General features: G+C 65.6%; 11 protein-coding genes and 1 pseudogene. 6 read left to right on the top strand and 6 right to left on the bottom strand.

What is annotated here, in order from left to right:
• Window positions 1–374: 374 nt before the first annotated feature.
• Genes ACKAMS_RS33200 through ACKAMS_RS33210 form a run of 3 tightly spaced genes read right to left on the bottom strand, consistent with a single transcriptional unit; the run spans window position 375 to window position 4233 of the window.
• A complete protein-coding gene (locus ACKAMS_RS33200; RefSeq protein ID WP_118604176.1) occupies window positions 375–2645 on the bottom strand; it encodes an excinuclease ABC subunit UvrA in 2271 nt (756 codons plus the stop codon).
• A complete protein-coding gene (locus ACKAMS_RS33205; protein ID WP_118604179.1) occupies window positions 2642–3454 on the bottom strand; it encodes an ABC transporter permease in 813 nt (270 codons plus the stop codon). The genes ACKAMS_RS33200 and ACKAMS_RS33205 overlap by 4 nt, the downstream gene beginning before the upstream one ends.
• Window positions 3451–4233, bottom strand: coding sequence for an ABC transporter ATP-binding protein (locus ACKAMS_RS33210; RefSeq protein ID WP_008720569.1), 783 nt, complete (start codon window positions 4231–4233; stop codon window positions 3451–3453). The genes ACKAMS_RS33205 and ACKAMS_RS33210 overlap by 4 nt, the downstream gene beginning before the upstream one ends.
• Window positions 4234–4294: 61 nt before the next feature.
• Here ACKAMS_RS33210 and ACKAMS_RS33215 point away from each other — a divergent pair, with 61 nt between their 5' ends.
• From ACKAMS_RS33215 to istB, 3 genes are read left to right on the top strand one after another with little or no spacing between them, the layout of a single operon-like run.
• Complete coding sequence (locus tag ACKAMS_RS33215) at window positions 4295–5065, top strand: TetR/AcrR family transcriptional regulator (RefSeq protein ID WP_008720567.1); 771 nt, start codon at window positions 4295–4297, stop codon at window positions 5063–5065.
• 30 nt (window positions 5066–5095) lie between these two features.
• Window positions 5096–6757: an IS21 family transposase gene (gene istA, locus ACKAMS_RS33220; RefSeq protein WP_118604224.1), complete on the top strand. Its 1662-nt coding sequence runs from the start codon at window positions 5096–5098 to the stop codon at window positions 6755–6757.
• 17 nt (window positions 6758–6774) lie between these two features.
• A complete protein-coding gene (gene istB, locus ACKAMS_RS33225) occupies window positions 6775–7431 on the top strand; it encodes an IS21-like element helper ATPase IstB (RefSeq protein ID WP_274542417.1) in 657 nt (218 codons plus the stop codon).
• A 13-nt stretch (window positions 7432–7444) separates the two neighbouring features.
• On the opposite strand, the gene ACKAMS_RS33230 is transcribed toward istB, so the two are convergent.
• Window positions 7445–8611, bottom strand: coding sequence for a tyrosine-type recombinase/integrase (locus tag ACKAMS_RS33230; protein WP_408990090.1), 1167 nt, complete (start codon window positions 8609–8611; stop codon window positions 7445–7447).
• A 123-nt stretch (window positions 8612–8734) separates the two neighbouring features.
• On the opposite strand from ACKAMS_RS33230, the gene ACKAMS_RS33235 reads away from it, so the two are divergent.
• Window positions 8735–9079, top strand: coding sequence for a hypothetical protein (locus tag ACKAMS_RS33235; protein ID WP_231915142.1), 345 nt, complete (start codon window positions 8735–8737; stop codon window positions 9077–9079).
• A 16-nt stretch (window positions 9080–9095) separates the two neighbouring features.
• Here ACKAMS_RS33235 and ACKAMS_RS33240 read toward each other — a convergent pair whose 3' ends face one another.
• Window positions 9096–9413, bottom strand: a complete 318-nt coding sequence (locus ACKAMS_RS33240) for a helix-turn-helix transcriptional regulator (RefSeq protein ID WP_050655421.1) — start codon at window positions 9411–9413, stop codon at window positions 9096–9098.
• Entirely contained in the window at window positions 9410–10471 is a 1062-nt protein-coding gene (locus tag ACKAMS_RS33245; RefSeq protein ID WP_064445106.1) for a site-specific integrase, read from the bottom strand. The genes ACKAMS_RS33240 and ACKAMS_RS33245 overlap by 4 nt, the downstream gene beginning before the upstream one ends.
• Before the next feature lie 145 nt (window positions 10472–10616).
• On the opposite strand from ACKAMS_RS33245, the pseudogene ACKAMS_RS33250 reads away from it, so the two are divergent.
• Window positions 10617–10751: pseudogene (locus ACKAMS_RS33250) on the top strand (ATP-binding protein); the annotation flags it as partial.
• A gap of 938 nt (window positions 10752–11689) precedes the next feature.
• Window positions 11690–12025, top strand: coding sequence for a hypothetical protein (locus ACKAMS_RS33255; protein WP_238704752.1), 336 nt, complete (start codon window positions 11690–11692; stop codon window positions 12023–12025).
• Window positions 12026–12383 lie beyond the last annotated feature (358 nt).

The following is a 12383-nucleotide window of genomic DNA, read 5'->3' on the forward strand; positions in this document are numbered from 1 at the left end:
AATCCAAGCCGGGTGGTGAATTTTCGTCCGACGATCACCGATCACTTTTCATCCGACGTTGACAACGCCGGCCGTTGCTATGTGGACGGCCGCGAGGTAGTGCTTTCGACCTTTGCTTCCGAGTCTCGGCAAGAGGAGAACATTGCCAGTCTCGTCGGGACGTTTGAGGCGATCAGGCTGGCTACGGGGGTCTCATCCGACACCGCTTGTCGCCCAGAGCCAGCACCACCCGGCTATGGCTTGGGAGGGTGTCGGCCAGAGTTGACACCGCTTGATCTCGAGCTGTGGACCGGCTCCAGATCGTCTGTCTTGGACGTCGGTGAATCGGTGGTGAGGACAGGCCGGAGCCAGGCAGTGCGGCTGGCCTTACCGTGTCAGTTTTTCGCGCGAGCTCGTAGGTGTTCGGCCGTGTAGGTCCCGCCGTCCGTGATCATCTGGTCTGGTGTGCCCTCGAAGACGACTTGTCCGCCCTCGTGTCCGGCTTCGGGGCCGATGTCGATGATCCAGTCGGCGGCGGCGATGATGTCGAGGTTGTGCTCAATCACGATGAGCGTCGATCCGGCGTCGATGAGCCGGTCAAGCAGCCCGAGGAGCCGAGAGATATCGGCGATGTGCAGTCCTGTGGTCGGCTCGTCCAGGATGATCGTGCGGCCCGAGATTCCGAGTTCGGTAGCGAGTTTGAGTCGCTGACGTTCGCCGCCGGAGAGGCTGGTGAGGGTCTGTCCGAGGGTGAGGTAGTCGAGCCCGACGTCATGAAGCCGGGACAGGATGCGCCCGATCGCGGGCTGGGTGAAGTAGCCGAGTGCGTCGGTAACGCTCATCTCGAACACGTCGGCGATGCTCTTGCCATCGACCTGATGCTCTTGGGCCTCGGGGGTGAACCGTCGTCCTTCGCAAACTTCGCATCGGGTGATCACGCCTTCCATGAAGGCGAGGTCGGTGTAGATGATGCCGTTGCCCTCACAGGCCGGGCATCCTCCGGTGGAGTTGGGGGTGAACAGCCCGACAGGTGCTCCGGTGGTCTTGGCAAACACATCACGGATCAGGTTGAGCAGGCCGGTGAAGGTGGCCGGGTTGGAGCGACGCGATCCACGGATGGGGCGTTGGTCGATGACGATCGCGTCGGGTTCGACGGCGGGGAGGTTGCCGAGAATCAGGCTGGACTTGCCCGATCCGGCGACTCCGGTCACGGCTGTCATCACGCCGCGCGGGACGCGGGTGGAGACGTCCTGGAGGTTGTTGGTGGTGGCATCGTCGATGCTGATCCAGCCGTCGGGTTCACGCCGCGTCCGGGTCGCGCGCCGGTGCTCGCGGAGTCCGTGCCCGGTAGGGGTGTCGGCCTGGGTGAGGCCGTCGTAGTCGCCTTGGTAGACGATCTGGCCGCCGGAGGTTCCGGCTCCGGGGCCGAGGTCGATGATGTGATCGGCGATTGACATGATGTCCGGATCGTGTTCGACCACGAGCACGGTATTGCCGCGGTCACGCAGAGCCTCGAGCATCTGTCCGAGGGTGGCGACGTCGCGGGGGTGCAGGCCCACGGTGGGTTCGTCGAACACGTAGAGCATGTCGGCCAGGGCGCTGCCGAGATGGCGGACCATCTTGATCCGTTGGGCCTCACCTCCCGAGAGGGTGGACGTGGCCCGGTCGAGGCTGAGGTAGCCGAGCCCGAGGGTAATCATCCGTTTCAGGTGGACGGAGAGGTTCGCGACGAGCGGTGCCACGCCGATACCGTCAATCTTGGCGACGCGCTCGGCGAGGTCACTGATCTGCATAGCGTTGAGGTCGGCGATCGACTTGCCGTCGATCAGGCTGGCGCGGGCAGGCGCGGCGAGTCGGGAGCCGTGGCATTCGGGGCAGGGGCCACGCGACACGATCCGCTCGAAGGCCTCTCGCTGCTTGCCTTTGAACGAGTCGGGTTCGCGCTGGAGGTAGATCCGGTTGAACCGGGTGACGAGGCCTTCGTAGGCGGTGCCGACCGCATCCATCCCGGCGGGCGGGGTGTGCTTGGCGGCGGGTGCGTTCAGGAGCAGCTCGCGTTGTTCGGGGGTGTAGTCGCGGATCGCCAAGTCGGGGTCGAAGAACCCGGACTTGGCGTAGGCCTTCCACAGCCAGGTGCCCGGGTTGAACTTGGGGAAAGTAATCGCGCCCTCGTTGAGGGAGCGGTCGTCGTCGACGAGTTCGGATTCCACGACCGAGGCCGCGACGCCGAGCCCCTGACAGTTCGGGCACATGCCGGCGGGGTCGTTGAAGCTGTAGGCGTTGGAATAGCCGGCGGCCGGCTCACCGATGCGGGAGAACAGCAGCCGTAGACGTGCGCCGATGTCGCTGATGGTCCCGACCGTGGAGCGAGGTCCGCCGGAGAGGCGCTGCTGATCCACCACAATAACGGCCGAGAGGTTCTCCAGCAGGTCGACGTCGGGGTGGGCGTAGCTGGGGAGCCTGCCTTGGGCGAAAGCCGAGAATGTCTCGTTGAGCTGGCGCGCTGATTCGGCCGCGATCGTGTCGAACACCAGCGAGGACTTGCCTGATCCGGATACGCCGGTGACGACCACGAGCTGATGCTTGGGGACGTCGACGTCGATGTCTTGGAGTGAGTTCTGACGGGCTCCGCGTACGCGGATCACGTCGTGGGTCGTGGTCGTCATGACAGTCTCCGGTAGGCACGAATGGCGAGGGGGATGAACGCCGCGGTCAGCGCGAGCGGCCAGCCGATGGCGAAGAGCACGGAGTGGTCGGCGACGAAGGTAACCCCGGTGAGGTCGGTGCCCGAGAACAGTTCACGCGCCGCGGATGCGGTCGCCGACAGGGGGTTCCATTCGGCGACGACTCCGAGCCAGGCCGGCATCGTGCGCGGATCGACGAACACAGTCGAGAGGAACGCCACCGGCCAGATCGCAAGCTGGGCGGTCGTGGCCGCCTCTGGCGTGCCGGCCTTCAACCCGATCCAGACGCCGACCCACAGCAGTCCGAACCTCAGCCACAGCAGCAGGACGTAGGCGAGCACAACATCGGCGACGCCCCCTTCGGGACGCCAGCCGAGCAGCAGTCCTGCGGCGGTGACGACCGCGAGTTCCACGGCGGCAGTGAGCATGTCAGCGAAGACCCGTCCCAGCAGCACCGAACCGCGGGAGATGGGCAGGGTGCGAAACCGGTCGGTGACGGTCTTGGCGGCGTCTCCGGTGACAGCGGTGATCGTCGTCTCGATTCCCGATAGCACGGTGAAGGCGAGAATGCCCGGCACGACGAAGACGATGTAGTCGCCTGTGGTGCTGGCGATCGCCCCGCCGAGCAGGCCGCCCATGAGCAGCATGACCAAGACGGGGAACAGCAGTTGGATGCTGAACGTGACCGGCCGCGCCCGCCAGTGCCGCATCGCGCGGCCGGTCAGGATGACGGCCTCGCGCAGAATGCTGCCCGTGGCCGGACCGTGGTGCTCGATCGTCGTGGCGCTCATGCTGCGTCGCCCCCTTGATGCAGATGCAGGTAGACGTCTTCGAGGGAGGGGTCGCGCAGTTCCATCCGCGGCTCTCCCACGAGCGCCTTTAAGTCCGATGGGGTGCCGGTGGCGACCACGGAACCCTCGCGCAGGATCACGACGTCATCGGCCAATTCGTCGGCCTCCTCCAGGTACTGCGTGGTCAACAGGACGGTAGTACCCTCGTCCACCAACGAGCGCACCGTGTTCCAGATCGTGCGACGGGCGATCGGATCGAGGCCCGTAGTCGGCTCATCGATGAGGAGCACGGCGGGACGGGTGATCATCGAGGTCACGAGGTCCAGGCGACGTCGCATGCCACCGGAGAACCCGGATACCTTCTGCCCGCCGTGCTCGCTAAGGCCCGCCTGCTCCAGGAGCGTGGCTGCCCGCGACCGGGCCGCGGTACGTGAGAGCCCGATCAGCCGGGCAAACAGTTCCAGGTTTTCCCTGGCTGAGAGCACCTCGTCGAGGGCGGCATACTGCCCCACGACGCCGATCGATGCCCGTACCCGTGCAGGATCGCGGTCCACGTCCCAGCCATTGACGCTCACAGTGCCGGAGTCCTTTCCCGTCAGCGTCGTCAGAATCCGCACCAGGGTCGTTTTGCCAGCACCGTTGGCTCCCAGCAGTGCGCACACCCGGCCGGAGTCGACGCGCAGATCGACCCGGGTCAACGCGGGTTTGTCCCGCTTCGGGAAGGTCTTGCGCACCGCCTCGACCCGGATCGAGCCAGGTGGGCTCATCTCGACATCCATGCTGCTCCTCTCGTCGCGTTCTACGGTGTAGTATACAACGTAGAGTTCGAGGAGGACAGAGATGGCCAAGCGCACAGGCGTGGACGAGTTCAAGCTGATCGGACTGCTCTGGCGTGACTCGCCGGTGAGCCCACGCAGCGGGATCAGCACCCAAAGCGTCACCACACTGGCAGTCGACCTCGCCGACAGAGAAGGCCTGGACGCCGTGACAATCCGGCGACTGGCCGAGGAGGCAGGGGTCACCGCGATGGCGCTGTATCCACACATCGGTGGCCGTGCCGAACTCGTCGAGCTCATGCTCGATCAAGTCGCCGGCGTGACCTACGAGGCCGTCACGATCCCCGAGGGCGCGGACTGGCGGGAACGCGTCACCGCGCTCGCCGAAGCGAACTGGGCGAGTTGCCAAGCCCATCCCTGGATCACCGACCTCGCTACCGGACGCCCAGTCCCGGGACCAGGGGCCTCAACGAAGTACGAGACCGAGTTGCGCGCCCTGGACGGAATCGGGCTCACCGACATCGAGATGGAGCACACCCTCACCGCCCTGCTCTCGTTGGTGCAGGGAACCGCCCGCGCCACACGCGCCGCCCAAGACTCCAGGCTGCCGGGCGAAGACCACGACACCGACTGGTGGTCGAACATCGAACCGGCCCTGACCAACGCGATCGGCGACCAGACCCGGTTCCCGACCGCCTCGCGCGTCTCCCGCACCCTCGGAGAACAGACCGGCAAAGCCAACGACCCCGAAGGTGCCTACCGGCGTGGTGTCGGCCTGATTCTCGACGGCATCGCAAAATGCCTCGGCACACCAACCTCCGGCAATGGCCGATGACCTCCGGCCCGACCCAAGACGGGCGTGTCCGTGCCGGCGGGTAGGTCCAGGGTCGACCTGTACTCCGCAATCCGGCGCGATGTCCGCGCCGGGATGTCCAACCGCGCCCTGCAGCGCAAGCACGGCGTGGGGTACCGGACAGTGGCTGCCGCGCAGGCCTCGGCGTGGCCGGAGCCACGCAAGCCACAGCCGAAGCGTGGATCGAGGATCGATCCACACCGCGGGGTGATCGATTCCTGGCTGCGAGACGATCTGGATGCTCCGCGCAAGCAGCGTCACACCGCCAAGCGAATCTTCGATCGGCTTCTGGACGAGCACGACGCCCACGAGGTCTCATACGGGATGGTGCGGGACTACGTCGCGACCCGACGCCGGGAGATCCGGATCGAGGCCGGTCGAGAGCCCGCAGCCACGTTCATCCCACAAGAACATCTCCCGGGCAGGGAGGCAGAGGTCGACTTCGGTGATGTGGCCATCCAGCTGCGGGGCGAGCTTGTCACTTGCGCGCTGTTCAGCCTCCGACTCTCCTACTCCGGCAAGGCCGTGCACCGCATCAGTGCCTCTGCGGGACAGGAAGCCTTCTTCGAAGGCCACGCCCACGCCTTCCGCGTCCTCGGCGGGGTGCCGGTCGGGAAGATCCGTTACGACAACCTCAAGGCCGCGGTCGCGAGCGTGATTGGGTTCAGCCGTCAGCGGGTCGAGGCCGACCGCTGGACGGCGTTCCGATCGCACTACGGCATCGAGGCGTTCTACTGCCAACCCGGCATCCAGGGGGCCCACGAGAAGGGCGGCGTCGAGGGCCAGATCGGTTGGTTCCGCCGCAACCACCTCGTCCCCATCCCCGAGGTCGACTCCCTCTCCGAGCTCAACAGCTTGGTCGACGAGTGGGACCTGGCAGACGAGACTCGTCGGATCGGGTCCCGGGCCCGCACGGTCGGGGAGCACTTCGTCACCGAGCAGCCACTGCTCGCGCCACTACCTGTCGAGGTGTTCGAGACCGGCCGGTGGTTTACCCCGCGCGTGGATCGGTACGCCCAGGTCACGGTCAGGATGAACAAGTACTCCGTCCCCGCGCGTCTGGTCGGCCGCCAAGCCCGGGTGCTTCTCAATGCCAGCGACCTGATCATCTACGACGGCAAGACCGAGATCGCCCGCCACGAGCGACTGATGACCAAGGGCGCGACTCGGGTCGACCTGGACCACTACCTCGAGGTCCTCCTCCGCAAACCCGGCGCGCTCCCCGGAGCAACAGCGTTGGAGCAGGCACGGGCATCGGGACAGTTCACCCAGGTGCACGACGCCTGGTGGGCAGCGGCATGCAAGGCCCACGGGGACGCCGATGGCACCCGGGCCCTGATCGAGGTGCTGATGCTGCATCGCCACCTTCCCCACGAGCAGGTCGTCGCCGGGCTCGCAACCGCGCTACGTGCCGGTGCGCTGACCGCGGACGCGGTCGCGTTGGAGGCACGCAAGCACGAGGACACGGCAGATGACGCGGCCCTGGACCACCCAACCGCCCATGTCGGCTCAGAGGCGTACGGCGAAGGCGAGGCCCCTGCCGTGCGATCGCTGACCGAGCGCCGGCTGCGCGCACACCTCCCAGCCGACACTCGCCCACTGCCGAGCGTGGACAAGTACGACCAGCTGCTGCCCAACCGTCGCGAGAACCCGAACGAAGGAGCTGCACCGTGACCACCAAGCGCCGTGGAATGACCGAGGAAGCCGCTGACGCCGCGATCGACCAGGCCTGCCGGATGCTGAGGATGCCCACCATCCGCGGCTCCTTCACCGAGTACGCCGACCGGGCCGGGCGTGAGCAGATGTCCTACCGCGGGTTCCTCGCCGAATTGCTCCTCGCCGAGTGCGACGACCGCGCCCGCCGCCGGTCCGAGCGGCGGATCAGGGCGGCCAAGTTCCCACGGGAGAAGTCCCTGCGGGCATTCGACTTCGACGCCAACCCGAACATCGACCCCGCCGTGGTGCACACCCTTGCCAAGGGCGAATGGGTCCACAAGGGCCAGCCGCTGTGTCTGATCGGGGACTCCGGCACCGGGAAGTCGCACCTGCTGATCGCCCTTGGCACCGAGGCCGCCATGGCCGGCTACCGCGTCAAATACACCCTGGCGACCCAGCTCGCCAACGAGCTCGTCGAAGCAGCCGACCAGATGACCCTCGCCAAGACCATCGCCCGTTACGGCCGAGTCGACCTGCTGTGCATCGACGAGCTCGGCTACATGCAGCTCGACCGCCGCGGTGCGGAACTCCTCTTCCAGGTCCTCACCGAGCGTGAGGAGAAGGCCTCGGTCGCGATCGCGTCCAACGAGTCCTTCGGCAAAGCGCACATGTTCGCGCGAATCTGTGCGTAGTCGCGCCGAAGTTTCACGGGTTCGGCAGTCGGGTGGGGTCGACGAAGTCTGCCAGGTAGATCATGGCGGCCTCGGCGGTCATGCCGAATGCCGCGGCGACGAGCTTCGGATCCATGGTGTTGACCAGATCGATAAGGCGAGTGCAGCGGATCATCCGCGGGCCGAACCCGCAATCGTCGAGCACATGACTCAGATAGGCGACCGATGCGGGTGACCGTCCGGCCTTGGTCCCTTTGGTGACGATGACGTGCGGATTGGCGGTGCGCCAGGAGGCGCGCTGGGCCAAACAGCGCTGCACGATCGTCCAGCTCGCCGGGTCCATCGGGACCGGATGCGGTCGCTCGCCAAGCCTGACGGTCTGTCGAAGCGGATCGACATCGTCGCAGGTCAGCAGCCGGACTTCGCGACTGGAAGCGCCATGCAGCAAGGCGAGGATGCCGACCAGGGATTCATGCGGATGCACCAGCAGGTCGGTGGTCCACCGCTGGAACAACCGGCGTTGTTGCTCGAGAGTGAGCGTCCGGCCACGAAAACCCTTGGCCTCTTTCCTGTCCAGGCTCTTCGTCGGATCGACAAGGACCAGACGGTGACTGCGCGCGAATCGGAAAAACTGGCGCAGCACGGTGAGTCTTCGCTGGCGCGACTTCGGCAGGGAAACTAGGAACGCCTCGACGTCGCCGAGCTCGACGGTCGCCCAATCTTGTTTCCCGCGTTCACTGTTCAAGAACGAAGCGAAATCTCGAACGGCCGCCAGTGCGGCCTCTATGGTCGAATCGCTGCGGGGCAGTGTTCCGGCCCGGCGAGCACGGGCCTTGGCGGTAAGCATGAACTCGGCGAATCCTGCGATTGCCGGTCGCAGCGGTTCAGGGGCCGCTTCGATCCGCCGTTGCCGGCGGCCGGCGGCGAGTCGCTCGTTGTGGTCGGTCGGCATCGCCAGCCCGTGTTCGGTGAAGAAATCTTGCATCGATCTGGCCAGCGGACCCATGGAACGGCCTGAGCGGCGTGCCCTGTCGAGCAGGGACGGCGGATGATTGGAGTGCTCGTCGTCGAGCAGTCGCCCCAGCTCGGTGACCGCCACACACGCACGGCCTGGCGAATAGCCGTCGGCGAGACAGGTGATCAGGCCGGGCGGCCAATCCGGCGGGTCGGCAAGACGTGTTAGGAGATGTTCGCCGGCCACATGCGGCCGATCCGGATGGCGCTGCCAGCATCGCGAGCACATGCCGCGGCCGGCATGGCGGCGCAACACGCCACAGGCGACGCAGACGTGCGGGGGCTTCTTCGAAGGTCGCGGCCTCGAACAGTGACCGCACCAGCCGGTGTCCACGCGCAGATACCCGGGTTTGCCGCACCGCGGACAGTCCTGTTGCCGAGCTTGCAGGTCGGCTTTGTGTTGGCAGCCCCGGCACAACACGGCCTCCGCGAAGCGGACCTTGTGACCGCACTGCGCGCACCGGCGGGAACAAAGCACGCAACGACCTGTCTCGACGACGAGCACCCTACTGCGGCTGCAGTCAGGGCACGGTTGCTTGGCGGCCGCGTCCTTGGCGCGGGCGGTGCACCGGCAGCACAGGTCGCGGCCGATGATGCCCACCGGTCCGCCGCACTCGACACAGTCACGCTGGCGTTTACCCATGTTCTGCAATGACTTCCAGGTCGAAGCGTCACATCGGCGGCAGCGAGCGGCCGCGGGCGTTGACGGCTTGGCGCTGCGTCGGCGCCGGTCGGATTGGCGGCTCGGCAGGACGCTCGACGGGAGTGGTGTCGATCTCGAACAAGTCGTCCGGAGTGCATTGCAAGGCAGTGCACAACGCGATCAGCGTCGTCATCTTGATCTGGGTGGGTTCCTTGGTGAACAGCGCCGACACCGACGCCGCCGACATCTCCAGCCCGGCTTTGTCTGCCAGTAGCCTGCGCAGCTCGGTCCCGGTCCACACTTCGCGTTGGGCCGCGGCCATCCGCAGTCGCCACTTGATCCTCACGCTCGCTCGTCCTCTCCGCTGAGCTCGGCCAGGGTGGTGGTCACCGCGCGCCGATACGCGTCCTCGATGAAGGTCGCCGATGGCCGGACATACCGCATCGTCGATCCGACGGTCCAGTGACCCAGAAGCTGTTGGATCGCAACCAGATCCACGCCACGCTCATAGTTGTGGGTCGCGCACGCACGTCGCAGCGCATGCGGGCTGAACCGCTCCGAACGCGGGCGCCCTTCGAGCTCCATCAGATATCGCAGCCGGTTGCGGATCGTTCCACGATGCAGCGGCCCGCCGGACTCGTCGGCGAACAACACCGGCGAGTCCGGGAACTTGGGCCGCACGTCGGTCAGGAACCAGCGCAGCACCAGGTCCAGACCGTCGAGCATCGGAACCCATCGCGGCCGAGGACCGGACATCCTGGCGCCCTTACCGAAGCGGACATGAAGTTTGCCGAACGGACCACGATCGAAATGCACATCCGGAAGGTCGAGCAGCGCAGCCTCTTCCGAGCGCAGTCCGGCATGATAGAGCGTCCGGAACAGCGCGTAGTCCCGAGCTGCCGGCCCATATTTTCGGGCGGTGATGATGCGCGCCTTCATGAACTCGAAGAACTCCCGCACGCGCTCCGGAGTCGGAGGCGGCACCAGCGCCGGCGAATCGTCGCCGACATGGCGGGAGGCGTTGAACTCATCCACCGGACAGACCAGCTTCACCCCGAACACGGCCTCGATCTCGGCTGCCTTGCGAACCTGGAGGAACCAGTGGAATCCCTTGAAGATCTGCACATACTCCCGCCGAGTCGACGGAGCACGGCCCGCGACTGCGAGGCTGCCGACGACTCGGTCGATGTCCTCGGCGGTGACTTCCCACGCCGGCCGGCCCAGTGCCGTCAGCGTCCGCTCGAGTAGCCCGATGTCGTTGTCGATAGTGACTGGGCTGAAGCCCCGAGCTCGCCAGGACGCGACGAAGGCGTCCACGCAGTTGCGTTGGAACACAACAGGATCTGACTCGATCGACTCTATCGGAACGACGTTGCCCGGGATCAGCCGCAGACCTTCGGTCATCAGCACACCTTCTTCACACCTGAACGATTAAGGTAGCACCTAATATAGACCGCTCACAGCTTGAAGAAGGCTAGAACGCGAAAACATGCTGAAGTCCCAGCGAGCTGCGGGTTTCCACGGAGACGAACAAGTGCCAACCCCAGATGGCTGGACCAAGACATTCACCGACCCCCGGTTGTGCGCGGCCATCGTCGACCGGCTTACCTTCGGTGGCACCATCCTGGAGACCGGCACCGACTCTTATCGTCTGGCCCAGGCCACCAAGAAGCAGACGAGCTGACCGGAGGTCGTACGCCCGAGCAGTGGTGTCGACGCAGACCTACATCCCCGGCGTGGATCCGGCCCGAGTGGTGTCAGAACTCACCGACAAGCGGTGTCGGACGAAACCGGCGAAGCCATCAGGCTGGAGTACGGATTCCTTGTTGGTTCCAACTGGATGATTAACTGCGGGGATACCACGGCCACACGAATGTGCTCGGAGATGAAGATCCAGCTCGGCGGCCGAATCGTGAAGCCGAACTACGCCTGATTGTGGCCGACCTGAGGCAGACCCGTGGATTGGTCTGCTCGTAGAGGGAGCGCGGCGGAACGGACGCCCTCGACTCCCACATGCATCGAAGTGCGCAGCGAAGTAGCGTCGCCGGGTGCGGGGCGCACCCCCCGCGACGCGTACCTGGCCCGTTCGACATCCCCCAGAGAGTGTGGGCGGGCCAACCTGGACTGTGCGCCAATTTCTTTGGTCGGATTTTGGCGCACACGGCCTGCCTGGTTGTTGCTGACGGGCGGGCTACCGGTGGGTTGCTCGTGCGCGCCTGTCAGGCGTGCGTGCATGGCCGTGGACGATGTTCGGCTCTTGAAGTCGGCGACCGCACGAACCGCGCGCCCGTCCCCATTGGCTGGCGACGCGGTTGGTGGAATCGGCGCGGGAGGAACTGAAGGACATACACAAGAAAGTCGGAGGCCACCAAATGGTGTGCCCCCGACTCACCCGGTGCATTCTCAGTAGCGTCGACACTACCCCACACGATCGACCAACTCGTCAGTCCTGCCATTCGCCGGTGCCGAATCGGGCCCGCTTCTTGAAACCTGTGCACCCGGGGGCACCGTCTGAATTTTCACGGCTTTGTGACGGTGAAGCAAAGGAGCCTGAGCTGCAGGTTCTGTACGGAGGTGCGTGCACGGCGTCATCCAGTCCAGGTCCGGAGTTAGCGTGCGGCGATGCCGGACGCAACCGCATCGGCTCGCCAGGAAAGGGAGACCATGACCACGCCGATCGAACCCCCCGATACGTCTGTCGCAACGCTCGCCGCGCGAGCCAGGGAAGCTGCCGCAGCGGCACGAAACGCGGACGAAAAGGAAGAGCGGGACAGCTCCGAAACTCAAGGTGACGAAGACAGTGGTCGACTGATCGTGATGCTCGACGAGTACCCCGCGTTTGCTCCTGCTGCGGATCCGAGCGAGGTGGCCTCGAATTTCTCCTGCAGAGTCAGCCTTTCGTCCGTCGCACCTAACGCCGCCGAATTGATGTGGCCCTCAGCAGAGACGAAAGAATGATGATGATGAGGCGCAAGGTCGCCACGTGTGTTGCCGCTGCGGGGCTTCTTATGACCGTGGTCTCGGGGTGCGCAGCGGTTGCTCAGGGAGGCCCCTGGACGGGAATGGAGACGAGTGCACCTGCTGCACCTCTCGTGGTCACAGAAGTGGCCGGCGAGTCGACGCCTCGCCTTGACGAATTGCTCGGATCGGTGACTGTCGTCGACAAGTTGCCGAATGTCCCTGGTTACGAAAGAGGTTGCGGCACAGGCGAAGCCCCGTTGACTGAACTAAATGCCGAACGGTGCAGGTCTGAAGGAGTGAGGTCGATGTGGGTCGGTAGCTTGCGGACATGAGCGAAGGGGAAAGTTCGAGAGAT

It is taken from the genome of Rhodococcus sp. 5A-K4 (genome assembly GCF_046097995.1).
GTDB lineage: Bacteria > Actinomycetota > Actinomycetes > Mycobacteriales > Mycobacteriaceae > Rhodococcus_F > Rhodococcus_F erythropolis.

Bases quoted from the DNA above. Each gene is read 5' to 3' on its own strand.
- ACKAMS_RS33215 (WP_008720567.1), top strand. From the start codon at position 4,295: ATGGCCAAGCGCACAGGCGTGGACGAGTTCAAGCTGATCGGACTGCTC.
- ACKAMS_RS33205 (WP_118604179.1), bottom strand. From the start codon at position 3,454: ATGAGCGCCACGACGATCGAGCACCACGGTCCGGCCACGGGCAGCATT.
- ACKAMS_RS33200 (WP_118604176.1), bottom strand. From the start codon at position 2,645: ATGACGACCACGACCCACGACGTGATCCGCGTACGCGGAGCCCGTCAG.
- ACKAMS_RS33255 (WP_238704752.1), top strand. From the start codon at position 11,690: ATGCCGGACGCAACCGCATCGGCTCGCCAGGAAAGGGAGACCATGACC.
- ACKAMS_RS33245 (WP_064445106.1), bottom strand. From the start codon at position 10,471: ATGACCGAAGGTCTGCGGCTGATCCCGGGCAACGTCGTTCCGATAGAG.
- ACKAMS_RS33210 (WP_008720569.1), bottom strand. From the start codon at position 4,233: ATGGATGTCGAGATGAGCCCACCTGGCTCGATCCGGGTCGAGGCGGTG.
- istB (WP_274542417.1), top strand. From the start codon at position 6,775: ATGACCGAGGAAGCCGCTGACGCCGCGATCGACCAGGCCTGCCGGATG.